This is a genomic window from Cryobacterium aureum, assembly GCF_002954245.1.
GTDB lineage: Bacteria > Actinomycetota > Actinomycetes > Actinomycetales > Microbacteriaceae > Cryobacterium > Cryobacterium aureum.
Genome location: NZ_PPTG01000005.1, coordinates 82,304 through 106,622 on the forward strand (window position 1 = coordinate 82,304; position 24,319 = coordinate 106,622).

22 protein-coding genes are annotated in these 24,319 nt (G+C 65.4%); 7 read left to right on the top strand and 15 right to left on the bottom strand.

What is annotated here, in order from left to right:
* Positions 1-4: 4 nt before the first annotated feature.
* The gene (locus CJ028_RS02590; protein ID WP_105033724.1) at positions 5-427 is read right to left on the bottom strand and encodes a molybdenum cofactor biosynthesis protein MoaE; all 423 of its coding nucleotides are present in this window, start codon (positions 425-427) and stop codon (positions 5-7) included.
* Entirely contained in the window at positions 427-942 is a 516-nt protein-coding gene (locus CJ028_RS02595; protein ID WP_105033725.1) for a MogA/MoaB family molybdenum cofactor biosynthesis protein, read from the bottom strand. Before CJ028_RS02595 ends, CJ028_RS02590 begins: the two co-directional genes overlap by 1 nt.
* 267 nt (positions 943-1,209) lie before the next feature.
* Between CJ028_RS02595 and CJ028_RS02600 the strand changes: the two genes are divergently transcribed.
* From CJ028_RS02600 to CJ028_RS02605, 3 genes are all read left to right on the top strand, one after another.
* A complete protein-coding gene (locus tag CJ028_RS02600) occupies positions 1,210-2,535 on the top strand; it encodes an MFS transporter (RefSeq protein ID WP_105033726.1) in 1,326 nt (441 codons plus the stop codon).
* 99 nt (positions 2,536-2,634) lie between these two features.
* A complete protein-coding gene (locus tag CJ028_RS21060) occupies positions 2,635-2,772 on the top strand; it encodes a hypothetical protein (protein ID WP_167395124.1) in 138 nt (45 codons plus the stop codon).
* Positions 2,773-3,058: 286 nt separating this feature from the next.
* Positions 3,059-4,288, top strand: a complete 1,230-nt coding sequence (locus CJ028_RS02605) for an NAD(P)/FAD-dependent oxidoreductase (protein ID WP_105033727.1) — start codon at positions 3,059-3,061, stop codon at positions 4,286-4,288.
* Positions 4,289-4,411: 123 nt separating this feature from the next.
* Here the strand turns inward: CJ028_RS02605 and CJ028_RS02610 are convergent, their stop codons facing one another.
* The 7 genes from CJ028_RS02610 to CJ028_RS02640 all read right to left on the bottom strand — a co-directional run bounded on the left by CJ028_RS02610 (position 4,412) and on the right by CJ028_RS02640 (position 14,142).
* Positions 4,412-5,824 carry a dicarboxylate/amino acid:cation symporter gene (locus tag CJ028_RS02610; RefSeq protein WP_105033728.1) on the bottom strand — a complete coding sequence of 471 codons (1,413 nt, stop codon included), beginning with the start codon at positions 5,822-5,824 and terminating at the stop codon, positions 4,412-4,414.
* 134 nt (positions 5,825-5,958) lie between these two features.
* Positions 5,959-6,312 carry a DUF488 domain-containing protein gene (locus CJ028_RS02615; RefSeq protein WP_105033729.1) on the bottom strand — a complete coding sequence of 118 codons (354 nt, stop codon included), beginning with the start codon at positions 6,310-6,312 and terminating at the stop codon, positions 5,959-5,961.
* Positions 6,313-6,321: 9 nt separating this feature from the next.
* Positions 6,322-7,080 carry a respiratory nitrate reductase subunit gamma gene (narI, locus tag CJ028_RS02620; protein WP_105033730.1) on the bottom strand — a complete coding sequence of 253 codons (759 nt, stop codon included), beginning with the start codon at positions 7,078-7,080 and terminating at the stop codon, positions 6,322-6,324.
* Positions 7,077-7,802 (bottom strand): nitrate reductase molybdenum cofactor assembly chaperone, encoded by a 726-nt coding sequence (gene narJ / locus CJ028_RS02625; protein WP_240607044.1) that lies wholly within the window; start codon positions 7,800-7,802, stop codon positions 7,077-7,079. The genes narI and narJ overlap by 4 nt, the downstream gene beginning before the upstream one ends.
* Positions 7,799-9,499 (bottom strand): nitrate reductase subunit beta, encoded by a 1,701-nt coding sequence (gene narH, locus CJ028_RS02630; RefSeq protein WP_105033731.1) that lies wholly within the window; start codon positions 9,497-9,499, stop codon positions 7,799-7,801. The genes narJ and narH overlap by 4 nt, the downstream gene beginning before the upstream one ends.
* Positions 9,499-13,257 (bottom strand): nitrate reductase subunit alpha, encoded by a 3,759-nt coding sequence (locus CJ028_RS02635; protein ID WP_240607045.1) that lies wholly within the window; start codon positions 13,255-13,257, stop codon positions 9,499-9,501. Before CJ028_RS02635 ends, narH begins: the two co-directional genes overlap by 1 nt.
* A 168-nt stretch (positions 13,258-13,425) precedes the next feature.
* The gene (locus CJ028_RS02640; protein ID WP_105033732.1) at positions 13,426-14,142 is read right to left on the bottom strand and encodes a helix-turn-helix transcriptional regulator; all 717 of its coding nucleotides are present in this window, start codon (positions 14,140-14,142) and stop codon (positions 13,426-13,428) included.
* Positions 14,143-14,294: 152 nt separating this feature from the next.
* On the opposite strand from CJ028_RS02640, the gene pdhA reads away from it, so the two are divergent.
* Genes pdhA through CJ028_RS02655 form a run of 3 tightly spaced genes read left to right on the top strand, consistent with a single transcriptional unit; the run spans position 14,295 to position 17,665 of the window.
* The gene (gene pdhA / locus CJ028_RS02645) at positions 14,295-15,371 is read left to right on the top strand and encodes a pyruvate dehydrogenase (acetyl-transferring) E1 component subunit alpha (protein WP_105033733.1); all 1,077 of its coding nucleotides are present in this window, start codon (positions 14,295-14,297) and stop codon (positions 15,369-15,371) included.
* On the top strand, positions 15,368-16,387 hold the full coding sequence (locus CJ028_RS02650) for an alpha-ketoacid dehydrogenase subunit beta (protein WP_240607046.1): 1,020 nt from the start codon (positions 15,368-15,370) through the stop codon (positions 16,385-16,387). The genes pdhA and CJ028_RS02650 overlap by 4 nt, the downstream gene beginning before the upstream one ends.
* 9 nt (positions 16,388-16,396) lie before the next feature.
* A complete protein-coding gene (locus tag CJ028_RS02655) occupies positions 16,397-17,665 on the top strand; it encodes a dihydrolipoamide acetyltransferase family protein (RefSeq protein ID WP_205683920.1) in 1,269 nt (422 codons plus the stop codon).
* On the opposite strand, the gene CJ028_RS02660 is transcribed toward CJ028_RS02655, so the two are convergent.
* From CJ028_RS02660 to CJ028_RS02670, 3 genes are read right to left on the bottom strand one after another with little or no spacing between them, the layout of a single operon-like run.
* A complete protein-coding gene (locus tag CJ028_RS02660) occupies positions 17,662-17,898 on the bottom strand; it encodes a putative acetyltransferase (RefSeq protein ID WP_105033734.1) in 237 nt (78 codons plus the stop codon). The two genes, CJ028_RS02655 and CJ028_RS02660, sit on opposite strands and share 4 nt — an antisense overlap.
* Positions 17,895-18,593, bottom strand: a complete 699-nt coding sequence (locus CJ028_RS02665; RefSeq protein WP_205683921.1) for a potassium channel family protein — start codon at positions 18,591-18,593, stop codon at positions 17,895-17,897. The genes CJ028_RS02660 and CJ028_RS02665 overlap by 4 nt, the downstream gene beginning before the upstream one ends.
* The gene (locus CJ028_RS02670) at positions 18,586-20,025 is read right to left on the bottom strand and encodes a TrkH family potassium uptake protein (RefSeq protein WP_105033735.1); all 1,440 of its coding nucleotides are present in this window, start codon (positions 20,023-20,025) and stop codon (positions 18,586-18,588) included. The genes CJ028_RS02665 and CJ028_RS02670 overlap by 8 nt, the downstream gene beginning before the upstream one ends.
* Before the next feature lie 102 nt (positions 20,026-20,127).
* Between CJ028_RS02670 and CJ028_RS02675 the strand changes: the two genes are divergently transcribed.
* On the top strand, positions 20,128-20,685 hold the full coding sequence (locus CJ028_RS02675) for a hypothetical protein (RefSeq protein ID WP_105033736.1): 558 nt from the start codon (positions 20,128-20,130) through the stop codon (positions 20,683-20,685).
* Positions 20,686-20,748: 63 nt separating this feature from the next.
* Here CJ028_RS02675 and CJ028_RS02680 read toward each other — a convergent pair whose 3' ends face one another.
* The 3 genes from CJ028_RS02680 to CJ028_RS02690 form a co-directional block, all read right to left on the bottom strand.
* Positions 20,749-22,134, bottom strand: coding sequence for an NAD(P)/FAD-dependent oxidoreductase (locus tag CJ028_RS02680; RefSeq protein WP_105033737.1), 1,386 nt, complete (start codon positions 22,132-22,134; stop codon positions 20,749-20,751).
* The gene (locus tag CJ028_RS02685) at positions 22,131-22,835 is read right to left on the bottom strand and encodes a phosphatase PAP2 family protein (protein WP_105033738.1); all 705 of its coding nucleotides are present in this window, start codon (positions 22,833-22,835) and stop codon (positions 22,131-22,133) included. The genes CJ028_RS02680 and CJ028_RS02685 overlap by 4 nt, the downstream gene beginning before the upstream one ends.
* 176 nt (positions 22,836-23,011) lie before the next feature.
* Complete coding sequence (locus CJ028_RS02690) at positions 23,012-24,289, bottom strand: multidrug effflux MFS transporter (RefSeq protein ID WP_240607048.1); 1,278 nt, start codon at positions 24,287-24,289, stop codon at positions 23,012-23,014.
* Positions 24,290-24,319: the final 30 nt, after the last annotated feature.

Sequence of the window (24,319 nt, forward strand, 5' to 3'; positions counted from 1 at the left end):
AACGCTACAAACCGACCCAGGAATGCGTTCCGTCGACCTCGTACTGCTTCTTCCAGATCGGAACCTCGGCCTTCACGGCCTCGACGAGGCTCTCACAGGCTGCAAAGGCGTCGCCGCGGTGCGCACTGGCAACCGCCGCAACAAGGGCGAGGTCGCCGACATCGAGGTGTCCGATGCGGTGACTGACCGCCAACACCACCAACGGATGCTTCCCCCGCACCCGGTCAGCGATCTCACCAATAATGCGCCCCGCGTCGGGATGCGCACTGTAGTCGAGGCCAGTGACACGGCCTGTGGCATCGGGATCGTGATCGCGCACCTGCCCAATGAACGTCACCACGGCTCCGTGCGTGGCATCGGACACCGCCAAAACGTGTTCGTCGACGATGAGCCGCGAGTCGGTGACCAGAGCGAAGCCAGCACTCATCAGTGGTCGCCACCATCGAGCTGGTCGATGATATGCCGCACGAGCGGCGCGAGAATGGCTACGCCGTCGCGCACCGCGCCGGCCGAACCAGGCAGGTTCACGACCAGGGCACCATTGTTGCCGACCGAATCGGCGATGCCGGCGATGCCGCGGGACAGCATCGCGGTGGGGATCGTCGCGACGCTGACGGCGCGAATCCGCTCGGAGATGCCCGGCAGAATCGTGTGCAGCACAGTGGCCGTGCCCTCGGGAGTGAGGTCGCGCGCCGAGACCCCGGTGCCGCCGGTCGTCACGACGAGGCGGGCACCGTCACCCAGCGCCCCCGAGATCGCCCCGGCGACACTCTCGATGCCGTCAGGCACGACCCGCGGCGGACCAGCCGGAATGCCGACCTCCCCGAGTGCATCGACGGCGGCCGGGCCTGATTTATCTTCGCGTTCGCCGCGCGAACAGCGGTCAGACACGGTGATCACGACGGCACCGAGTTCGGCGCCAAGCTTGAGCTGAGTTTTCACCGTTCCACAGTACCCCGACGCAGCGAAAGCGCTCCGACTCAAGCGGATGCCGGCGACCACAGACGCCGTCACGGTGGTCGACGGCGATCTCCGCCGCAAGCCTGGGATCGAGCCTGTCGAGATTGCAATCAACGGATGGCGACCACCGGCATCCGCTCTGGGCCGGAATCATTTGTCACGGTGTTTGCGCGATGCACCCCACTTGCCAAGCGAACAAGCTAGCTACTACAACGAGCCGCATGCCCGACCGAACAACCGAGGAAGCCCATGTCAACCGTCTCACCCTCACGCGTCACGTCCACGCTGAAGCCGGACCTCTCCAACTGGGATCCGGAACACGACGAAACATGGGATTCGCACCTCGCCTGGCGCACCCTGTGGATCACCACCTTCAGCATGACCCTCGGCTTCGCGGCCTGGTACCTGGTCAGCGCGATCGCGCCACGGCTTAATGACATCGGCTTCGACCTGAGCACCAGCCAGCTGTACTGGCTGGTCGCGCTGCCAGGCCTCGCTGCCGGCCTGCTGCGGCTCGTCTTCATGTTTTTGCCACCGATTCTCGGCACCCGCATTCTCGTCGCCCTGTCGAGCGCCCTGTTGCTGCTGCCGATGATCGGCTGGACCCTCGTCGCCCGCGACGTCTCCACCCCCTACTGGGTGCTCCTGGCACTCTCGTTCGCTGCAGGTATCGGCGGCGGCAGCTTCTCGGGGTTCATGGCGTCGACCAGCTATTTCTTTCCCAAGCGCCTGGCCGGAACAGCCCTCGGCCTGCAGGCGGGGCTCGGCAACTTCGGCATCGGCCTCATTCAGCTGCTCACTCCGTGGGTGGTCGGTTTCGGCCTGCTCGGCACCGCTGTGCTCACCCCGGAGAGCGATTCAAACGGTGAGCTGGTCTGGCTGCACAACGGCGGGCTCGTGCTCATTCCCTGGGTGATCCTCGCGGTCATCCTCGCCCTCCTCTTCCTGAAGCGTGTGCCGATCAAGGCCAACTTCAGACAGCAGCTGGATATCTTCAAGGTCAAGCACACCTGGATCATGACCGCCATCTACCTCATGAGCTTCGGCGCGTTCAGCGGCTTGGCCGCGCAAATGGGTCTGATCATTCTCAACGTTTACGGCGACTTTCCGGATGCTCCCAACCCGCTCGCCTTCGCCTTCATCGGCCCGGTCGTCGGCGCCCTCGTGCGTGCTGCTTCTGGCCCGCTCTGCGACCGGTTCGGCGGCGCCATCTTCACCTTTATCGGCGGTGCCGGCATGGCCGTCGGCACCCTGGTCACGGTGTTCTTCCTCACCCCGACCAGCGTCGACGAGTTCAAGGGCTTTCTCACCGGCATGATCATCATCTTCTTCTTCTCCGGCCTGGCCAATGCCGGAACGTTCAAGCAGATGCCGATGATCTTCCCCAAGCGGCAGGCCGGCGGAGCGATCGGCTGGACCGCGGCGATCGCCGCCTTCGGACCGTTCATCGTGGGCATGGCCCTCACCACCATGAGCCCAACCGCCTTCTTCATCGGCTGCTCCGCGTTCTGCGTGCTCTGCACCGGGCTGGCCTGGTTCTATTACGCGCGTCCCGGCGCACCCAACCCGAGCTAACGCTCCCTCCAGCGACCCGGAGTCCCCTTCTCCTCCAGCGGGGGACTTCGGGTTTTTTCCTGCCAGCACGCAGGTCATACTGAAACGAGGAGGTCAACGATGACCAGATATGAAGAACCGATCGGCGGCGACCCGGTCTGCTGGCTCGAGCAGGTCTGTCCGGAGTGCGGCGCGTACGTTTCCGGCGAACTGCCCGCACCGTGTTGGCGCTGCGACACGGTGGTCTCGCCGAGCTGAGCTTGCGTGCGCGACCCGCGCGCGGCATCCGTTACCCGCCCCCCTGCCAAGAGTGGGCGCAGACAGTCAGTTGCCGGCCGCGTGGGAGTTGCGCCGCTGTGCGGGAGGCGCAACTCGCACGCACTGGCACAACTCCCGCGTGTCGAGTTGCGCTGGAGTTCTGGCCCGATCCGAAGTCCCGCGTACTGACGTACCTCCCGCGCAGCGTGCGTCGCCGGCAGGACACCCCTCTCCCAAGCGGGCAAACGCTGTACAGTCAGAGCACGCTTTCGAGGGAGAACCCGCCATGGCCGAACAACAGACTTTCGTGATCGTCGGAGCGTCGCTAGCGGGTGCGAGCGCGGCTCGAACCCTGCGCGATGACGGCTTCGACGGGGAGATCCACCTGATCGGCGCCGAAGAACACCATCCCTACATTCGCCCGCCGCTGTCGAAGGATTATCTTGCCGGCACGGCCGATCGCGCTTCCGTGTTCGTGGAAAGCCCGAGTTGGTACACCGACCGCGACGTGCAGTTTCACCCCGGCACCCGAGCGGTCGACCTCAACCTGGCGAAACACCGAATCAGCACCGACAATGGCGAAACGTGGCGTTATGACCGGCTGCTTCTGACCACCGGCTCCCGGCCTCGCCGCCTCAGCGTGCCGGGCGCGAACCTCGGCGGGGTGCACTACCTGCGCACCCTCGACCACTCCGATCTGTTGCACTCCCAGTTAGCGGATGGCGGCAAACGTCTCGTCGTCATCGGCTCCGGCTGGATCGGCATGGAAGTGGCCGCGACGGCCCGCACCCTCGGCAACGAGGTGACCATTCTGGAGCGTGGCGCGGTACCGCTCGCGACCGCCCTCGGGCCTGAGCTCGGGGGCATGTTCGCGACCCTGCACGAGGAGCACGGGGTGGTCATCCGCCGCTCCGCGGTGGTCGACAGCCTGCTCGGCGCCGACGGCCAGGTGACCGGGGTGGTCCTCGCCGGCGGTGAAACCGTGCCCGCCGACCTCGTGCTGGTGGGCGTCGGCGCGGTTCCGAACGTGGAATTGGCCCAGAAGGCCGGGCTCGCCGTCGACAATGGCATTCTGGTCGACGCTAGCCTCGCAACGAACGACCCGCACGTGTTTGCGGCGGGCGACGTGGCCAACGCCGAGCATCCGCTGGTGAACCAGCGCCTGCGCAGCGAGCACTGGGCGAACGCCCTCAACGGCGGACCGGTCGCGGCCCGCGCGATGCTCGGTCAGGATGTGGCTTTTGACGCAATTCCGTACTTCTACACGGACCAGTTCGACCTCGGCATGGAGTACTCGGGCTTCGGCCCGCTCACCGGCGGGGCCGAACTGGTCTACCGGGGCGACATGACGACACGGGAGTTCATCGCTTTCTGGGTGAAAAATGCCCGGGTCGTCGCCGGCATGAACGTGAACGTCTGGGACGTCAACGACGCTGTGCAGGCACTCATTCGCCGGGACGAGCCGGTCGATCCCGCTCGCCTCGCCGACGAGTCGATCCCCCTCGACCGGGTCTAGCCTTCGGCCAGCGGATGCCGACCCGCGTCGGTCCCGCCAGCCGCCTCACTCGTCTGAGGGGGCGCACATCGCTCTTACGAGGCCAGTTTCAGATCCGATTGCGCCCCCTCACCCGTGAGTGAACTACACCTTCTCGTCGACCAGCTCGCTCGGAGCCGATTCCACGGCGTCGTCCGTGAACGGCTGCGACGTGCGCGGTGCGTTGTACAGGGTCTCGTCGAGGATGCCCTGACGCTTGGCCACGATCGTGGGCACGAGGGCCTGACCGGCGACGTTCACGGCGGTGCGACCCATGTCGATGAGCGGATCGATGGCCAGCAGCAGGCCGACCCCGGCCAGCGGCAGTCCCAGGGTGGAAAGGGTCAGCGTCAGCATCACGACGGCGCCGGTGGTCCCGGCCGTGGCTGCCGAACCCAATACGGATACCAAAACGATCAGCAGGTACTGGGTGAGGTCCAGCTGAATACCGAAGAACTGTGCCACAAAGATGGCGGCGACGGCGGGGTAGATGGCCGCGCAACCATCCATCTTGGTCGTCGCTCCCAGAGGAACAGCGAACGATGCATATCCGCGCGGTACGCCCAGGCTGCGCTCGGTGACGCGCTGCGTCAGGGGAAGGGTACCGATGGAGGAGCGCGACACGAAGCCCAGCTGAACGGCCGGCCAGACACCGGAGTAGTACTGCTTGACGGAGAGACCGTGAGACTTGATCAACACCGGGTAGACCACGAACAGTACCAGGATCAGGCCAATGTAGATGGTCACGGCGAACTTGCCCAGTGATCCCATGGTGTCCCAGCCGTAAACCGCTACGGCGTTTCCGATCAGGCCGATCGTGCCGAGCGGCGCGATGCGAATAATCCACCACAGCACCTTTTGAATGACCGCGAGAGCTGACGCGTTCAGGTTCAGGAATGGCTCAGCAGCTTTGCCGACCTTCAACGCGGCAATGCCCACCACGATGGCGATGACGAGAATCTGCAACACGTTGAAGTTGATGCTGGTGCTGGCGACGCCGTCAACGACGGAGGTGTTGGCACCGAGTCCGAGGAAGTTCTTCGGGAAGAGCCCGGTCAAAAATGCCCACCAGTCCCCGGTCTTGCCGGTGTATTCGGCATTCTCGGTGATGCCCGTTCCTGCGCCCGGTCGCACCAGCACACCCAGTCCGATGCCGATCAGAACGGCGATCAAGGCCGTGATGGCGAACCAGAGCAGCGTGTTCCAGGCCAGCTTCGCCGCGTTCGATACTTCGCGCAGGTTCGCGATGGAGCTGACCACGGCAGTGAAGATGAGCGGTACGACGGCAGCTTGCAGCAGCGAGACGTAGCTCGACCCGATAATTTTCAGGGTCGCACCGAGACCGTTGGGATTCGCTTCGGTACTGCCGGTGTATTTGGCCACGAGTCCGAGGCCCAGACCGATGATGAGTGCGGCGATGATCTGAACGCCGAACGAGCGCGCCCATTTGGGGAACCTGCTGCCGTGGGTACTGACGGGAACTACTGAAGTCACTGGTTCGACACTTTCTATTGTCATTCGTGAGTCACGCTGACGCCCCTGTCCCGCGCGGCGGGAGTCCTTTGAGATTCCACCGCCGCGTGCAGACGCCTCTATTCCCAAGGCTGGAAGGAGTCTCAGTATTCCTTTAAGCGGAATGTGACCTCGTGCGTCTACTTCTCCTGCAGGTATTCGGCGAGCACCCGCGCATGGTTCACCCGCGGGTCCTTGGCCCCATAGATCAGCGTGGTGACACCGTGAGCGGCGAGCGCCCGAAGCTGCACGACGGCCGCCTGGGTTTCGGTATTGCCGTCGAGTTCGGCGCGGTAGCGCAGGGCGAACTCGTCCATGCGCTTCGGGTCGTGCTTCCACCAAGTGCGGAGCTTGGGCGAGGGCGCGACCTCTTTCAGCCACTCATCGAGGTCGGCGCTCTCCTTGGAGACACCGCGCGGCCAGAGTCGATCAACCAGCACCCGGCATCCGTCAGAAGCGGATGCCGCGTCATACGCCCTCTTGATCTGCACCATGAAACGAGACTACTTTCTGGAGCGCTCCAGCGGGCGTTCGCTCTTTTCCCAGCCGCGGCGTGGCGCCCGCGAACCGGCACCGCGGGGGTCATCGCGCGAGCGGTAGACCACGTAGGGGCGCACGAGATAGCCGAGCGGCGCCGAAAACACGTGCACCAGACGGGTGAACGGCCAGAGCAGAAAAAGCGTCGTGGCGGTGAGTACGTGCAGCTGAAAGAAGAACGGAACATCACTCATTAGCGACGGGTCGGGCTGAAAGCTGTACAGCGAACGGATCCACGGCGAGATCGATCCGCGATAGTCGTAGCCGCCGCCGAAAATCTGGTACAGCACGGTGGCGGTCGTGCCGAAGGCGATGGTGCTGGCCAGGAACACGTACATGAACTTGTCCATCACCGTCGTGACCAGCAGCACCCGCTTGGTCAGGCGGCGGCGGTAGATCAAAATGGCGAGCCCGGCAACGGTCAGCACGGCCGCGAAGCTGCCGAGCCAGGTGGCACCGAGGTGATACATGTGCTCGGTCACGCCGAAGAACTCGAGCCACGGCTTGGGAATGAACAGGCCGACGACGTGCCCGCCGATCACCATGAGAATGCCGTAGTGAAACATCGGCGAGCCCCAGCGCAGTAGCCGGTTCTCGTAGGTCTGGCTCGAGCGGCTGGTCCAGCCGAACTGGTCGTAGCGGTAGCGCAGCAGGTGGCCGACCACGAACACCCCGGAGGCTGCGTAGGGAAAAGCGACCCAGAGCAGATAATCCCAGGCGGTCATACTCTCACATCCTCGTTTGCGTGCGCGGAAAACGGTTTCAGATTGCCGAGGTAGGTCATGCCGACCGTCTCTGTCGGCGGCCCTTCATTGACCAGGTTGAGGTAGCGTTCGCGGGTCTCGTCGTCGATCAGGGGCAGCGACAGGCACACCGCCTCAACGAGGTGGGCGTAAGGACTCTCGAACTTCTCGAGCGCTGCGCGCAGCACCTCGATGCCGTCGCGGTGCGCGGCGAGCAGTTCCTGGGCGATCGGCGAGTCCGACAGTGCCGAGAATTCCAGCACCATCGGCAAATAGTCAGGCAGTTCGTCGGCGTCAACCTGCCAGCCGGCCGCCCGGTAGGCCTCGACGAAGCGCACGAGTGCCATACCGCGGCGACGGGTATCGCCCGCCGCGTAGTAGGTGAGGTACGGGCAGCATTTGCGCTTCAGATCGAAGGTCGCGGTGAAGTGCGTCTCGAGCTGCTGCTGGCTGCGCGTATTTACCGCACGGAAGAACGCCGCAAAGCTACGGTGAAGTTCACCGGGCAGATCCAGAACGGATGCCTCCACCAGCGCAAACTGCGCCCGTCGCTCCGGCGTGGGGTAGTCGAGCAGAATGGACGCCGCCATGTGCGCGATTACCCCCTGCTCGGGCGTGAGCGGAACGGCCGCGATCGATCGCGGAGCGATCTTGGGCGCCCTAAAGCCGAAGTTCATGCGGCGCGCGAGCGCGCCGGTGCTCATGCCGGACTCCCGGCATCCGCTATCGGCGGGAACAGGCCCTGGGGCACGCCGCCGCCGTTCCAGTTGAGCAGGTTGATGCGGCCGGGGGTCGCCGGGCGGGTCTTGATGATCGGGGAGTCCCCGACCATCTGGTTGTAGTTGTCGACCGTCGCATTCAGCGGCATGCCGGGGGTGTTGCCGTAAGGGCCCGCGGGGCCGGCGTCGCCGGCGTTGTGAGGGCCCGCGTGCTCGCGCGGGCCACCCATTCCGGGGCCGCCGTCGTTGTCGAGCGAGCAGCCGAGCTCGTCGAGCTCCCGCGCCGTCTCGACGTGGGCCTTGGGAATGACGTAGCGGTCTTCGTACTTGGCGATCGCCAGCAGCCGATACATGGCGGTGATGGTTTCACCGGTCATGCCGACCGCGTTCGGAATGCGCTCGTCGGGCTCGTTGCCGAGGTTGATGTCGCGCATATAGGCGCGCATCGCGGCGAGCTTGCGCAGCGAGAGTTCCACCGGAACGACGTCGCCGGCCGAGAACAGCCCGGCGAGATATTCCACCGGAATACGCAGCTTGTCGATCGCGGCGAACAGGGTGCGGGCGTCTTCGCCGTCGCTGCCCGAGTTGCTCACAACGTCGACGACAGGCGAGAGCGGGGGGATGTACCAGACCATCGGCATGGTGCGGTACTCCGGGTGCAGCGGCAGCGCGACCTCGAACTCGGAGATGAGCTTGTAGATCGGGCTGTTCTGCGCCGCTTCGATCCAGTCGTCGGCCATGCCCTCCGCCTTGGCGGCGGCGATGACCTCTGGATCGAACGGGTCGAGAAAGCAGGCGCGCTGGGCGTCGAGCAGGTCCTGATCGTTCTCGATCGAGGCTGCGGCGAGCACTGCATCAGCGTCGTACAGCATGAGGCCAAGGTAACGCAGGCGTCCGACACAGGTTTCGGAGCAGATGGTGGGCTTACCCTGCTCGATCAATGGGTAGCACAGCGTGCACTTCTCGGCCTTGCCCGTTTTGTGGTTGAAGTACACCTTCTTATAGGGGCAGGCGGAGACGCACATGCGCCAGCCACGGCAGGCGTCTTCGTCCACGAGCACGATGCCGTCTTCTTCACGCTTGTACATAGCGCCGGAGGGGCAGGCTGCAACGCAGGCGGGGTTGAGGCAGTGCTCGCAGATGCGCGGCAGGTAGAACATGAAGGTCTCTTCGAACTCCATTTTCACCTTCTCGCTCATCGTCGCCAGGATCGGGTCCTGGCTCGCGGTCTCCTGCGAGCCGCCGAGGTCGTCGTCCCAGTTGCCCGACCATTTGATGTCGATGTCCTGGCCGGTCAAGAGCGACTTCGGGCGCGCGACCGGACTCTGCGTGCCGGCCGGGGCGGTGGTGAGCATGTCGTAGTCGTAGGTCCACGGCTCGTAATAGTCGTCGATCTGCGGCAGATTGGGGTTGTTGAAGATCTGCGAGAGCTTCTTCAGCCGCCCGCCAGCCTTCAACTGCAGCCGGCCGCGCTTATTGCGCACCCAGCCGCCCTTCCACTTCTCCTGGTTTTCGTATTCGCGCGGGTAGCCGAGGCCGGGCCGCGTCTCCACGTTGTTGAACCAGGCGTATTCCACGCCGGTGCGGTTGGTCCACACCTGCTTGCAGGTGACGGAGCAGGTGTGACACCCGATGCACTTGTCGAGGTTCATGATCATCGACATCTGGGCCATGACACGCATTAGTAGTCCACTTTCTGGCTGCGACGACGAATCACGGTGACCTCGTCGCGTTGGTTCCCGGTCGGGCCGAGGTAGTTGAAGGCGAAGGACAGCTGGGCGTAGCCGCCGATCAGGTGAGACGGTTTCAAGAGGATGCGCGTGAGCGAGTTGTTGGTGCCGCCGCGCATACCGCTGGTTTCGGCGACCGGCACATTGATGGTGCGGTCCTTCGCGTGGTACATGTACACCGTGCCTTCCGGCATGCGGTGCGACACGATTGCCCGCGCGACGACGACGCCGTTGCGGTTGTACGACTCAATCCACTCGTTGTCCCGCACGCCGATCTTGTCGGCGTCCTGCGGGCTCATCCAGATCGTCGGCCCGCCACGGGAGAGCGAGAGCATCAGCAGGTTGTCCTGGTACTCGGAGTGGATCGACCACTTCGAGTGCGGGGTGAGGTAACGCACGGCCACCTCGGCGTGCCCCGCGGAGCCCGTAGCCCCGGTCGCGGTCGTCGCGCCCACGATGGAGTCGTCGAACAGGCGGTGCATGTCCAGCGGCGGCCGAAAAATGGGGAGCTGTTCGCCCAGTTCGATCATCCAGTCGTGGTCGAGGTAGAAATGCTGACGCCCGGTGAGGGTGTGCCAGGGCTTCAGGTGCTCGACGTTGATGGTGAAGGCGCTGTAGCGGCGACCCCCGTGCTCTGAACCCGACCATTCCGGGGAGGTGAGCACCGGAACCGGCGCGCCCTGAACATCCGGGTAGCTGAATCGGCGTCCCTCGTTGTCGCTGGCGAGCTGGGCCAGCTTCACGCCGGTGCGTTCCTCGAGCTGGCGAAAGCCCTGGGTGCCGAGCCGACCGTTGGTGGTTCCCGACAGCGCGAGCACCATTTCGCAGGCGTGGATCGCGGTCGATAGGCGCGGGCGGCCGGCGGCCGGACCACTCGGAACCAGGCCGTTCTTCTTGCCGAGGTAGGCGATTTCAACGTCGGGGTTGAATTTCACGCCCTTGGTGACCATTCCAAGCTTTTCGGTCAGCGGCCCGAGTGCGCCGAGCTGCGCGGCGAAGGCCGGGTAGTCGCGTTCGACAACGACGAGCTTGGGCATGGTGACCCCGGGAATGAGCGGCTGATCGTTCAAGACCGTTCCGTGCGGGGTGGCCATGCCGTCGGGGGTGTCGTGTTGCAACGGAGCTGCGACGAGATCCTTACGCTTACCGAGGTGCGTCACCGACATCTCCGAGATCTTCGCGGCGAGCACGTGAAAGATGTCGAAGTCGGTCTTGGCCTGCCATGGCGGGGCGATCGCCGGGTTGAACGAGTGAATAAACGGATGCATGTCCGTCGTCGAGAGATCGTTCTTCTCATACCAGGTGGCCGGCGGCAAGACGACGTCGCTGTAGATGGTCGTCGAAGTCATTCGAAAGTCGCTCGTGACCATCAGGTCGAGCTTGCCCTCCGGGGCGCTCTCATGCCATTTCATGGTCTTCGGACGGCGAGCCGGCATCGATTCGACGGCGCGCACCGCGGACGGCGCCCCGAGCAGGTGCTTGAGAAAGTACTCGTTGCCCTTGCCAGAGGAGCCGAGCACGTTGGCCCGCCACACCACGAGCACTCGGGGAAAGTTCTCGGGTGCATCGGGGTCTTCGCAGGAGAACTCGAGCGAGCCGTCATTGAGCGAATCGACCACGTATTCGGCCGGTTCCTGCCCCGCGGCGACCGCGTCATCAACGAGGTCGAGGGAGTTGCGGTTGAAGGTGGGGTAGCTGGGCATCCAGCCGCGCTTGGCCGATTCGACCATGGTGTCCGCGGTGGTGCGTCCCTTGAATATCCCGGTACCGAGCGGGCTCGCGAGGGTGTCGGCGCTCAGGCCGTCGTAGCGCCACTGGTCGGTAGCGAGGTAGAAGAAGCCGGTGCCAATCATTTGGCGCGGCGGGCGCACCCAGTCCAGGCCGAACGCATACTGGCCGTACCCGGTGAGCGGACGCACCTTTTCCTGACCGACGTAGTGGGCCCAGCCCCCGCCGTTCACGCCCTGGCAGCCGGTCATGGTGGTGAGCGCGAGAAAGGCGCGGTAGATGGTGTCGGAGTGGAACCAGTGGTTGGTTCCCGCGCCCATCAAGATCATCGAGCGACCCTGGGAGTCCTCGGCGTTCTGCGCGAACTCACGGCCGATGCGCGCGGCAGCCTGCCACGGCACCGAGGTGATCTCCTCTTGCCAGGCTGGCGTGCCGGGGGTGGAGGCGTCGTCGTAGCCGGTGGGCCATTCGCCCGGCAGGCCCGGGCGGCCCACGCCGTACTGCGCGAGCAGCAGGTCGAACACGGTCGTCACGAGCACGCCGGCGACAACGCGCACCGGCACGCCGCGACGTACGATGCCGGCCGCTCCGGCGTGCTGTTCGCCGACGCTGTCAACATCGGGGGTGCCGTCGAAGCGGGGCAGGTCGATCGCGACAGAGCGACCGTCGTAATCGGGGGCATCCGCTATGGAGAGAAGCGGGTCACGTCCCTCAAGGTCAAGGTTCCACTTGCCCTTGTCGGCCTCGCTGAACCGGTGCCCGATCGAACCGTTCGGCACGAAAGCCTCGCCGTTTTCGTCGAGCATGACGGTCTTGAAGGCGGCACTCGACACGGATGTGTCGGTGCCGGGCAGCGCGTCGGCCGTCAGAAACTTGCCGGGAACCCAGGCGTCCTGGCGCGGGGTGAGCGCGATCAGGTAGGAGGAGTCGCTGAACTTTTTCATATACTCGACGAAACGCGGGGTGCGACGGTCGACCAGGAATTCCTTGAGAATGACATGGCCCATGGCGAGGGCGAGGGCGCCGTCGGTGCCGGGGTGTGCGGCGAGCCACTCGTCGGCGAACTTGGAGTTGTCGGCGTAGTCGGGCGAGACCGTGATGACTTTCTGGCCGCGGTAGCGAGCTTCCACCATGAAGTGGGCGTCGGGGGTGCGGGTGACGGGAACGTTGGAGCCCCACATGATGAGGTAGCTGGAGTTCCACCAGTCGGCCGATTCGGGTACGTCGGTCTGGTCGCCGAACACCTGTGGGCTGGCCACTGGCAGGTCGGCGTACCAGTCGTAGAACGAGAGCATGGTGCCGCCGAGCAGCGAAATGAAGCGGTTGCCGACGCCCTGCGACACGATCGACATGGCCGGAATCGGGCTGAAGCCGACGACCCGGTCTGGGCCGTACTGCTTGATGGTGTGCACGTGGGCGGCGGCGACGATTTCGGCGGCCTCATCCCAGCTGGCACGCACCAGGCCGCCCTGCCCGCGGGCGCTCTTGTACTGGCGGGCGGTCTCGGGGTTCCCGGTGATTTCGGCCCAGGCCAGCACCGGGTCGCCGAGGCGAGCCTTCGCTTCACGGTAGAGGTTCAGCAGTACGCCGCGCACGTAGGGGTAGCGCACTCGGGTGGGCGAGTAGGTGTACCAGCTGAAGGCGGCGCCGCGGGGGCAGCCGCGGGGCTCGTATTCGGGGCTGTCCGGGCCGACACTGGGGTAGTCGGTCTGCTGGGTTTCCCAGGTGATGATGCCGTCCTTGACGTACACCTTCCAGGAACAGCTGCCGGTGCAGTTCACGCCGTGGGTGGAGCGCACCTCTTTGTCGTGGGTCCAACGGTCACGGTAAAAGGCGTCGGCGGCGCGGCCGCCGGTCTTGAACACGCTGCGCAGGTCTTCGCTGGTTTCGCCGCGGCGCAGAAAGCGGCCGAGCTTGATCAGCGAGTCGGCGACCGGGCCGTCGGTGCCGGGCTTGGTCGTTGAAGTTATGCGTGTTTTCACGGTGCCCCTTGCTTGTGCGGGGACTGCCGCAGCGGCACTCACCCTCGAATCAAGCTTTGCCGCACCGGTAATCCTCAACAACCGAGAAGTACCGTGAATAATGTTTTGGCCCGGCGCTCAACTCCTGCAAATCGCGGGCCCCCGGTTATTTTGTCGCGTGGTTCCGGGTCACCGCAGGGGTTGAGCGCGCGACGCTGTAGAAATTGCAGGAGTTATGCCCGGAGCGCGATCAACGGGTACTACGTCGCTCGCCGTCTGCCGGGCCACCACGTCGATCACGCAGAGGTGCGGGGCGTCGATAAGGTTCAGACCCACGGCTCGCAGCGGGCCGTCTGCCTGCTCGAGCACTCCCTGAATCAGGCGATAGTGCACGCCGCAGACCTCGGGGTGTTCCTTGACCATCTCGGAGTATGGGCAGTCGCGCAGGTTGAGCTGTTCGCCGTTCTCGGCGATGCTCGCGTCGAAACCGGCCTGGTCGAGGTGGTCATCGAGCGCATCGAGCTGGCGTTGCGCGGCGGGACCGGTGCAGCCGGCCAACGCGCTCTGGCCTGCAGGAAGAAGCGGCAGCATCCGTCGCAGCTGGTCGGCACGCTGCTGCGCGGCTTCGATCTTGCGGCTGCGGATCGAGCCCAGTTCGGTGCTGACGCCGCCCGCAGCGCTGTAGAGCATCTTGGGGCGGCCCTTGCTATCGCGCGGTTCGGGCGCACAGGTGACGAATCCCTCGTTGATCAGGCGGTCGAGGTGTTCGCGAGCGGTGTTGTGGTGCAGGCCGGCGGCCTCGGCGAGGTCGTTCACGGTCATCGTTCCGCGGCTTTGCAGCTGGTAGAGCAGGTTCATGCGGCTCAGACTGGCGAGCGTTTTGTAACTCGGGGGTTGGGCGGCCATGACTCCATTATGGACACCCAATCTGGGCAGCAGCAGAATTCACGTCTTCAGGCCTGTTCTCTCGCAGATTCTCCGGCGAGGCAGAGCGAGAAGAAATTATTCAGAACAAAGTAATAGTCTTAACAAACGAAACACGCAGGAAGTGGGACCACATGGCGGCAAAAGCCCGCACGCGACCGAAAGCAGACGTCGAGATTCCCGGTGGTGAACCCGCCGACACCCTGCGTGACTATTACGAACGGATGTCGCTGGTGCGGGCCTTCGAGCTGCGCTCCAGCGAGATGTATGCCCGGGCTAAGATCGGCGGCTACTGCCACCTGAACCTCGGCGAAGAAGCCACGGTAGTGGGCCTGATGGCTGCGATCGAGGCCCGTGACTACCTGTTCACCGGCTACCGCGACCACGGCTACGCCCTGCTCCGTGGTTTGTCGCCCGAGCGCGTGATGGCCGAACTGTTCGGCAAGGTCACCGGAGTCTCCGGCGGACGCGGCGGCTCAATGCACCTGTTCGACAAAGAAACCCGCCTGTTCGGCGGCTACGGCATCGTTGGCGGGCAGATTCCCCCGGCCACCGGCGCCGCGCTCGCCCTGAAGAACCAGGAAACGGCCGGGCCCCACGCTGCCGCCGTTATGTGCCTGCTCGGCGACGGCACCACCAACATCGGCGCGTTCCACGAATCGCTCAACCTGGCCGGCCTGTGGAAGCTGCCGATCGTCTACGTGATCGTCAACAACGGTCTCGGCATGGGCACGACAGTGGAGAAGGCATCCGCTGAACCCGATCTGTACAAGCGTGCCGCGTCCTATCGCATGCCCGGCATCCGGGTCGACGGCGACGACGTTCTCGCCGTGCGCGACGCCGCCCGCGATGCCCTCAAGCAGGCTCGCGAGTCGCGCCAGCCGGTGTTGCTCGAGGTCATGTGCTACCGGTTGCGCGGACATTCCGTGGTCGATCCCGCCCGCTACCGCTCGCGAGATGACACCACGATCGCCCAAGAGTCCGACCCGGTGCCGAGCTTTCGCGCCGAGCTGATCGCCTCCGGCGTGCTCAGTGAAGCGGATGCCGCCGCCATCGACGACGCTGCCGACGCGCGAGTCTCCGAGGCGGTCGCCTTCGCCGACGAAAGCCCGGAACCCGACGTGGACGACCTGTTCAAGTATGTATACGCAAGCACGGTGGCGAACGCGCCATCCGCTTTGCCCGGAGAACCCGTTATGGACGCACTGTGAATACTCAAGTAGCCACCACCCGCACGATCACCTACCGCCAGGCGCTCAACGAGACCCTGCGCGCCGAGCTTGAGCGCGACGAGAAGGTCTTTCTGGTCGGCGAAGAGATCGGGGTGTTCGAGGGATCGTACAAGATCACTGCCGGACTGCTCGAAGACTTCGGACCGGACCGGGTGCTCGACGCCCCGATCGCCGAAGAGGGTTTCGTGGGCGCAGCCCTCGGCGCCGCGATGCTCGGCATGCGCCCGGTGGTCGAAATCATGACCATCAACTTCAGCCTCATCGCGATCGACCAGATCGTGAACCACGCGGCCAAGATGCGGTCGATGTTCGCCGGCCAGGTCTCCATTCCCCTGGTCATTCGCATGCCCGGCGGCGGCGGCCAGCAGCTCGCCGCGACCCACTCCCAGAACCTCGAGGTCTGGTACGCCCACATTCCCGGGCTCAAGGTCGTCGCCCCGTCGACTCCGGCCGACGCGAAGGCGCTCCTCACCGCGGCCATTCGCGACGACGACCCGGTGATCTTCTTAGAGAACCTGTCGCTCTACAGCGCCAAGGGCGAGGTGCCAGACGGCGAACAGATCGCCGAGATCGGCAAGGCCGCTGTGGTCAAGACAGGCACCGACCTCACCATCGTGAGCTACTCGCGCGGCACCACGACCGCCCTCGAAGTGGCTCGCCAGCTCGAAGCCGAGGGCCTGTCGATCGAGGTCGTCGACCTCCGCAGCCTACGACCGCTCGACCGCGACACCATCTGCGCCTCGGTGAAAAAGACCGGCCACGCCGTCGTCTTCGAAGACGACTGGCTCAGCTACGGCATCGGCGCCGAGATCTCGGCGACCATCGGCGAGGGTGCATTCGACTTTCTCGACGCCCCTGTGCGCCGCGTCGCCGCCGCCGAGGTGCCGTTGCCCTACGCCAAGTCCCTCGAGAAAGCAGCGCTGCCCAGCGCAGCCGACCTCGCCAGGGTCGTGCGCGAAGTGCTCAACCTTTCATCCACCCCGAACGACAAGTAGGAGCCGGCCATGCCCGACGTCATCATGCCCCGCCTCTCCGACACCATGGAGGAGGGCGAACTCAGCCGCTGGATGAAACAGGTCGGCGACGAGATTCACAAGGGCGACGTACTCGCCGAGATCGAGACCGACAAGGCCACGATGGACCTCGAAGCCTTCGACAACGGTATTCTCGAACAGCTGCTCGTCGTGGCCGGCGCCCTCGTTCCCATCGGGGCACCGGTAGCCCGCATCGGCGACGGCAGCAACATCGTCGAAGGCGGCACGACGCCCGCAGCGCCTACCGCTCCGGTAGCGGATGCCGTGGCTCCAGCCGCGCCCGCCGCCGCTGCCGCGGCGGCAACACCTGCCGTCCTGGCACCCGCCTCGGCAACACCCGCTGCCCCGGTGGCAACCGGCGAGCTGCGTACCTCTCCGCTGGCCCGCAAGATCGGTCGCGAGCACGGCATCGACCTGCACACCATCGCGGGCACCGGGCCGCAGGGCCGCATCACCCGCACCGACGTCGACACGGCTATCGTCGCGCAGGCGGCCGCAGCATCCGCCCCGGCACCGATCGAGGCAGTCGCCGCCGCAACGCCGGTCGTTTCGACGGATTCGATCTCCGTTCCGGTCAGCCGTATCCGCGCCGTTACGGCCCGCCGGCTCACCGAGAGCCAGGCCGTGCCGCACTTCTTCCTCACCAGCGTCGTCAATGTGGAGCGACTCGTCGCGTTCCGCGCCGGCGCGAACGCCTCGCTTGAGACGATCGGCAGCAAGGTCAGCCTGAACGACCTGTTCGTGCGGGCCAGCGCGGTAGCGCTCCGTGCCCACCCCGAAGTCAACGCCTCGTGGGGCGACGGCGTCATTGTGCGCCACCAGCACGTCAACGTGGGCGTGGCGGTCGCGACCGACGACGGCCTGCTGGTTCCAGTTGTCGCCGACGCCGACCAGAAATCGCTCGCCGCCATTGCTACCGAGACGCGCGCCCTGGCCGGCCTGGCACGCACGGGCGGCTTGTCCCTCGCCCAGATGTCGGGCGGAACCTTCACCATCAGCAACCTCGGCATGTTCGGGATCGACTCGTTCACCGCCGTGTTGAACCCGCCGGAAGCCGGAATCCTGGCGATCGGTGCCGCGAGCGACGTTCCGGCCGTGCGAGACGGTGTTCTGGTGACCGTGCCCATGGTGAAGATCACCCTGACCGTCGACCATCGGGTACTCGACGGGGCCGTCGCCGCCGCGTTCCTGCGCGACCTCACGACCCTGCTCGAGGAGCCGCTGCGCATCGTTCTCTAACCCGGTCCGCCCCGGCGCCCGCGCGGCTCGGGCGCTGGTGGCACCTCTTTCGCAGCCACGACGTCGGCCATGGCGAGCATGACCAGACCGCGCTTGGTCTCCACCGAAACGGATGCCGCGCTGCGGCCGCGCAGAAAGCCCAGCGCGTCCGTGTACCCACCGGGGATTCGGCACCGCACGACGACGCGGGTGCCGAGCGGGGCATCCGCTAAGAACTCGAAGGGCGAGCTCATCGCATGAGACTGTATTCTTCGACCCGCGCCGATTCTCCGGCGATGAGGATGATGTCGCCGTCTTCGATCACGGTGTCGAGCGAGGTATAGCTCCAGCCGGCACCGGGCCGGTGAAAAGCCGTTACGGTGATACCGTACCGGGCGCGCACTTTGGCCTGGCCAAGCGGCACGCCAATCAGCGAGCGTGGCGGAGCCGTTTTGACCAAGGCGAAATTCTCGCCAATCTCGATGTAGTCCTGCATGGCGCCGCGCACCAGGTGGGCGACGCGCTGCCCCATGTCCTTCTCCGGGTAGATGACGTGGTTGACGCCGAGCTGGGTGAGAATCTCGCCGTGCGGGTCGCTGACGGCTTTCGCCCAGATGTTGGCAATGCCGAGTTTGAGCAGCAGCGAAGCGGTGAGAATATTCGCTTGGATATCGCCGCCGATCGCCACGACCACGCTGGAGAAGTCCGGCACTGAGAGCTCCCGCAGGGTCGCCTCCTTGGTCGAATCGGCGCGCACCACGTGGGTGAGCAGCCGGTTGTGCAGCTGCACGACCTCTTCGTCGCCGTCGATGCCGAGCACCTCGGTGCCGCTCTTCATGAGCTCGAGGGCCAGGGCGCTGCCGAACCGCCCCAGACCAATGACCACCACGGACTCGGCCTCGGCCAGGCGCGCGGGGTCACGATGCCCGAACAGGGAATATTTAGCCAATGATCGGCCTTTCTTTGGGGTACTCGTAGGTAGAACGCCGATCGCGCAGAGCAATGGCCGAGGCGAAGGTGATCGGGCCGAGCCGGCCGATGAACATGAGCAGAATCAAGATGAGCTGCCCCTCCCACGGCAGGCCCGCTGTGATGCCGGTGGACAGCCCCACGGTCGCGAACGCACTGATGGTCTCGAACAGCAGCGCGTCCAGGGAAATCTCCGTCATGAGCATGAGCGCCGCGGTGGCGGCAATGATGACGCCGACAGCGAGCAGGGCGATCGTGATGGCCTCGCGGTGCACCGCCCGTGAGAGCCGCTTGCCGAACACGTTCACGGCCACCTGGCCGCGGACCTCGGTCCACAGAATGAAGAACAGCACAGCGAAGGTCGTGATCTTGATGCCGCCGGCGGTTCCGGCCGGACCTCCACCGATCAGCATGAGAACGTCCATGCCGAGCAGGGTCGCGGAGTCCAGCTGGCCAATGTCGACGCTGTTGAATCCCGCAGTGCGGGTCTGCACTGACTGAAAGAACCCGGCGAGCAACTTGCCCGGCCAGTCCAGCGGGCCGAGCGTATTCGGATTCGACCATTCAACCGCGGTGATATATGCCGTCCCGAGAATAAGCAGTGCGATCGTGCCGGCGAGGACGATTCGGGTGTTCATGGTCCAGGTGCGAATCGACCAGCTGAACGGACGCGTCCGCAGCTGCCGCCGCAGCTGCACGATCACCGGAAAGCCCAGGCCCCCAAGAATGACGGCGGCGCTGATCGGCAGGCAGATCCAGGCATCCGTTGCGTAGCCCATGAGATTGTCGCTGAACAATGCAAATCCGGCGTTGTTGAAGCTCGACACCGAGTGGAACACCCCCAGCCAGATGGCCCGACCAACGGGCTCGCCGTAGCCGAGCGTGAACCGCAGCGCGAGCAGGACGGCTACGGTGATTTCGATCGCGACCGAGATACGTACGACACCAAAGACGAGTCCCTTCACGTCTTCGAGGCCGACACTCTTGGTTTCGGCGGCCGCCGTGATGCGTGATCTGAGGGAGAGCTTGCGGGCGATCGCCAGACCCACCACCGAGGCGAACGACATGATCCCGAAACCGCCGATTTGAATCAGCAGCAGAATGACGATCTGGCCGAACGGCGTCCAGTACACCGCGGTATCGACGACGGTCAGCCCGGTGACGCAGACCGCGCTCGTCGCGGTGAACAGCGCCTCCAGAAATGAGGCCCCGCCCGGTCCGACCCGGGCATTCGGCAGCATCAGCAGTGCCGTACCACCGAGAATGGTCAGGGCGAAGCCCGAAACGACAACTTGCGCCGGATGCAGCCGGTGCCGCTTCGTTGTATTGCCGCGTTCGCGGACGGCCCGTGAGTGCACGGAGCCAACTCTACGCCGGGCACGCGCCAGGGGTTGTGCACGATTCGTCGACATATAGTTCTACTCGGTTCAGACCGCTTCGTCTACCCCCTCGGGCCAAGAAAGAGATACCGCTCGAAGTGCGGGATACTGCATTTGAGGGGTGAGACGAAACACATGGTGCGCGAGGGGACCGAGCCGGGCGGAATGCAGATTTTGCGACCCCGGCGAAAGCTGGTCGCGCGGTCGATCGTCGCTGCACTGTCGTTCATGTTGCCCCTACTGATCGTGCTGTATTGGCTCGCTATTCCCCGCGACACCTGGATGTTCGTCGCCGCCGTTCAGCTCGGCCTGACCGTTCTCGGAGTGGTCGCTGTGTGCGGAGCACGCAAGATGTGCGTCACCGTGACGGGTACGCGTCTGGAGAGCCGAAACCTGCTGGGCCGCCTGACCACGATTGACACGGCCGATATTGCCAGCGTTCTGCTCGTCGATGTCTATCAGAACGGGGTGGTCGACACGCTCCCGCACCTGTATCTGCTGGACTCCGCCGGCGACGTACTCCTCCGTCTCCGGGGCCAGTTCTGGCCCCAATCGGGGCTCGAGAATGTGATCGACACGCTCGGGGTAGCCGTCGTGCGCCCCCCCGACCCGCTCACCCTGGCCGAGCTAGGGCGCCTCCGCCCGCAGCTGGTTCACCGCTGGACGCGGCGCACCGCTCGGCTGGGCCTCTAAAATTTCCGCCGGTCCGGGCCGCTGAGGCGCAGCCGACTGCGTGGTTGGCGCCCACTCTGCCATCTAGTGCCCCCGGCCCGACACGACGTCGGCTATGCGTGCCAGTGGCGACGTCGTTCGATGGCCGGCGAGCTCCGCTCGATCCGCCAGCGAATAGGCTCGGTAGAGTGCTGTGACGGCCAGCCAGCGCAATGGCTCCGGCTCCCACGCGCGCACCCGGTGGTTTACCCAGGGCAACCGAACCAAGTCGCTGTCCCGGCCGAGAATGAGGTCGGTCAGCGTGCGCCCGGCGAGGTTCGTGGTCGCGACCCCGGTACCCACGTAGCCGCCGGCCCAGGCCAGTCCGGTCTGCGGGTCGAGACCGACGGTGGCGGCCCAGTCTCGGGGAACACCGAGCACACCGGACCAGGCGTGGTCGATGCGGGCGCTCGACGTCGCCGGAAAGAAGCGCACCAGAATGTCACGGAGGGCGTCGACGGTGGCCTGCGGGGTTTGGCCGTCGGCATCCGTTTGCGAACCGAAGCGGTATGGCACGCCACGCCCGCCGATCGCGATGCGGTCGTCGCTCGTGCGCTGCGCGTACATGTATGCGTGGGCCATGTCGCCCAGGGTTTCCCGGCCCGACCAGCCAATACTCTCCCACACGGATGCCGCCAGCGGCTCGGTCGCGATCAGCGACGAATTCATGGGGAGCCAGGTTCGGTGCAGTCCCTTGAGGCCGGCCGTGAACCCCTCCGTGGCACGCACGACGAACGTGCCCTCGACGGTTCCGGCAGCGGTCACCGCCCGGTGCGGCGCGATCTCGCTCACCGGGGTGTTCTCGTAGATCTCCACTCCGAGGGCTTCGACAGCGCGGGCCAGGCCGGCTACGAGCACGGCCGGGTTGATGCGGGCGCAGTGCGGATGCCACATGGCCCCGGTGGCGCCCGCCACGTTGATGCGGTTCTGCGCCGCGGTTTTCGAGAGCAATTCAACGTCGGTGTGCGCCCACGTTTGCTCGGCACGGGCAGTCTGTTCCAGCCGGTGCTGTTGCGCCGGGTCGTAGGCCACCGTGAACTCGCCACCCTTGACGATTCCCGCGTCGATGTCTTCGAGGGCCGCAACCCGGATAACCTCATCGACCGTGTCGTTCATCGCGGCTTGAAACTGTTCGGCGGCGGGGCGGCCGTGACTTTTCACGTACTGCTCGCGGCCGCCGGTGACCGAGTTGGTCAGCCAGCCGCCGTTCCGGCCGGAGGCGCCGAAGCCGGCGAAGCGCGCCTCCAATACGATGACGCGCAGCTGGGGCGCCGCCTTCTTGAGGTAGTAGGCCGTCCACAGCCCGGTGTAGCCGGCGCCGACGATGACGACATGGGCTTGGGTCGACCCGGGCAGGGCTGCGCGCGGGGCTGGCTGACCGAGCTGGTTCCACCAGAACGAGACCTGTCCGTTCTGCCGGGCTTTCGTCACGACCTGGCTTCTTTCTGTCGCTGCCGTTCGAGTCGACGCCGTGCGGCCAGTTCCCGTTCGCCATCGAGTTTGGCGGCGACCGGAGCCCACAGCACGATGGCGACACCGGCGCCGAGCAATAACCCACCGATGGTATCGGTGAGCCAGTGCGCCCCCAGATACGTGCGGCTGAGCAGCATCACGATCGTGTACGCGGCGCCGGCGAGCGCCACCCAGAATCGCGGAAAAATAATGGCAAGGCACACCGCCATGGTCGCCGCATTGGCGACATGGCCAGAAGGAAACGACCCAAAATCGGAGACGACCAGCATGTCTTCAGGACGCGCCCGTCCAAATACCTGTTTGAGCAGTTGCACGCCGCCCGCACTCAGCACCGTGGCCACGAGGTAGTACCCCGCCGCCCACGGCCGTTTGAACAGCACGATCACGAGGATGATGGCGAGCGGCACGACCAGAACGCCGAACAGGCCGCCGCCGAGCGCGTTCATGAACAGCGACGGAATTTCCCAGACCGGCGAGCGGTGCTCGATGATCTCGCCCATCCACTCGGTGTCAACCTCGAGGGCGACGCCGTTGGCCCGCACGACCACCACGAGGCCGAGCAGGGCGGTGAGCGCGAGGGCGGACAGCCCGCTGATGACGGGCCAGCGACGTGAGATGCGGCGTGCGGCGGGGTCGGCGGCGCGTTCCGGGTTAGTCATCCCGCCATCGTAGGTCTATTGCCCCCGCACCGGGGCGACTCGCCGCCATCCGCTCGCTGTATTACGCACGGGGCCCAGGCCCGGGCCCTGGGCCCAGTTTATAAACTGGGCCCGCGTTCACACCATGGGCCCAGTCCGTGAGATACCTCGATCGTGGGCCAAGCGAGCGCCTCGGCCTAGCGGTCGAGCGCTGGCACGGTGCGCGGGCGCACGATCAGCCAGAGCGAAAGAATTGAGATCACGGCGGTGACGCCCATGACGGATGCCATCGGTATCGCCGTGCCCACTCCGAGCAGTCCTACAATCGGCGAGATCAGACCGGCCACACCGAAGTTAGCTGCGCCGAGCAAGGACGCCGCGGTTCCGGCCTCGTGGCCGTGGGCGTTGAGCGCGATGACCTGAACGCTCGGCAGGGTGAAGCCGCAGGCCGCGATGAAGAACCAGAGCGGCACCAGGGTACCCCACAGCCCAATGCCGGCCAGGTCGAGCAGCACAATGGCAGCAGCGGTAATCAGCAACACGACCGTGGAGACGGAGAGAATCCACTGCGGCCCAATATTGAAGCGGTGCATCAGGCGGGAGCTCAGCTGCACGCCGGTGACCACACCGAGGGAGTTGACGGCGAACAGCAAACCGTACTCCTGCGGACTGAACTCATAGACGTCCTGAAACAAAAACGGTGAGGCCGACAGGTACGAGAACAACCCGGTAAAGGTCATCGCCCCGATGATCGCGACGCCCACGAAGGTGCGGTCGCTCAGGACCGCTTTGTAGCGTTGGCCGAGCGTGCTGTGGCCCTTCGCGTGGCGTTCGCTCTCGGGCAGGGTTTCAACGATCCAGAAGGCGACGGCCAGGATCACGATGACGCCGTAGGCCGCGAGTACCCAGAAGATACCGCGCCAGTTCATGACGAGCAGAAGCTGCGAGCCGATCACCGGCGCCAGAACGGGCGCGAGGCCGCTGACCAGCGCGAGGCGGGAGAGCATCTTGACGAGCGGCTTGCCGCCGAACAGGTCGCGCACCATGGCCATGGCGACGACCGCACCGGCCGCGGCGCCAAAGCCCTGCAGCACGCGGAAGATGGCGAGCACGACGATGTCGTTCGACAGTGCCGCGCCGACGCAGGCGAGAATGTGCACACCGGTCGCGAGCATGAGCGGCAGCCGGCGGCCGACCTTGTCGCTCCAGGGGCCCACGACCAGCTGGCCGAAACCAAAACCAATCATGGTTCCGGTCAGGGTGAGCTGAATGACCGACGGCAACACGTTGAATTCGCTTTCCAGAGTTGGAAAGGCCGGCAGATAGAGGTCGATGGTGAACGGGCCGAGCGCCGTGAGTGCCCCGAGAATGAGAATGTAGACGATGCGCTGGCGCCGAGTCAGTTTGTCCCCGGGGTGCGCGGCGGTGGAGGCGAGTTGCGCGGCGCTAACCACGGGGATACTGGCAGTAATCACGAAAACGGATGTCCTTGGTCGGTCTGGAAA

What these genes read in the sequence shown, in the direction of transcription:
- CJ028_RS02590 (WP_105033724.1), bottom strand. Translation starts at nt 427, where the DNA reads ATGAGTGCTGGCTTCGCTCTGGTCACCGACTCGCGGCTCATCGTCGAC.
- CJ028_RS02600 (WP_105033726.1), top strand. Translation starts at nt 1,210, where the DNA reads ATGTCAACCGTCTCACCCTCACGCGTCACGTCCACGCTGAAGCCGGAC.
- CJ028_RS21060 (WP_167395124.1), top strand. Translation starts at nt 2,635, where the DNA reads ATGACCAGATATGAAGAACCGATCGGCGGCGACCCGGTCTGCTGGCTC.
- CJ028_RS02605 (WP_105033727.1), top strand. Translation starts at nt 3,059, where the DNA reads ATGGCCGAACAACAGACTTTCGTGATCGTCGGAGCGTCGCTAGCGGGT.
- CJ028_RS02610 (WP_105033728.1), bottom strand. Translation starts at nt 5,824, where the DNA reads ATGACAATAGAAAGTGTCGAACCAGTGACTTCAGTAGTTCCCGTCAGT.
- CJ028_RS02615 (WP_105033729.1), bottom strand. Translation starts at nt 6,312, where the DNA reads ATGGTGCAGATCAAGAGGGCGTATGACGCGGCATCCGCTTCTGACGGA.
- narI (WP_105033730.1), bottom strand. Translation starts at nt 7,080, where the DNA reads ATGACCGCCTGGGATTATCTGCTCTGGGTCGCTTTTCCCTACGCAGCC.
- narJ (WP_240607044.1), bottom strand. Translation starts at nt 7,802, where the DNA reads ATGAGCACCGGCGCGCTCGCGCGCCGCATGAACTTCGGCTTTAGGGCG.
- narH (WP_105033731.1), bottom strand. Translation starts at nt 9,499, where the DNA reads ATGCGTGTCATGGCCCAGATGTCGATGATCATGAACCTCGACAAGTGC.
- CJ028_RS02640 (WP_105033732.1), bottom strand. Translation starts at nt 14,142, where the DNA reads ATGGCCGCCCAACCCCCGAGTTACAAAACGCTCGCCAGTCTGAGCCGC.
- pdhA (WP_105033733.1), top strand. Translation starts at nt 14,295, where the DNA reads ATGGCGGCAAAAGCCCGCACGCGACCGAAAGCAGACGTCGAGATTCCC.
- CJ028_RS02655 (WP_205683920.1), top strand. Translation starts at nt 16,397, where the DNA reads ATGCCCGACGTCATCATGCCCCGCCTCTCCGACACCATGGAGGAGGGC.
- CJ028_RS02660 (WP_105033734.1), bottom strand. Translation starts at nt 17,898, where the DNA reads ATGAGCTCGCCCTTCGAGTTCTTAGCGGATGCCCCGCTCGGCACCCGC.
- CJ028_RS02670 (WP_105033735.1), bottom strand. Translation starts at nt 20,025, where the DNA reads ATGTCGACGAATCGTGCACAACCCCTGGCGCGTGCCCGGCGTAGAGTT.
- CJ028_RS02675 (WP_105033736.1), top strand. Translation starts at nt 20,128, where the DNA reads ATGGTGCGCGAGGGGACCGAGCCGGGCGGAATGCAGATTTTGCGACCC.
- CJ028_RS02685 (WP_105033738.1), bottom strand. Translation starts at nt 22,835, where the DNA reads ATGACTAACCCGGAACGCGCCGCCGACCCCGCCGCACGCCGCATCTCA.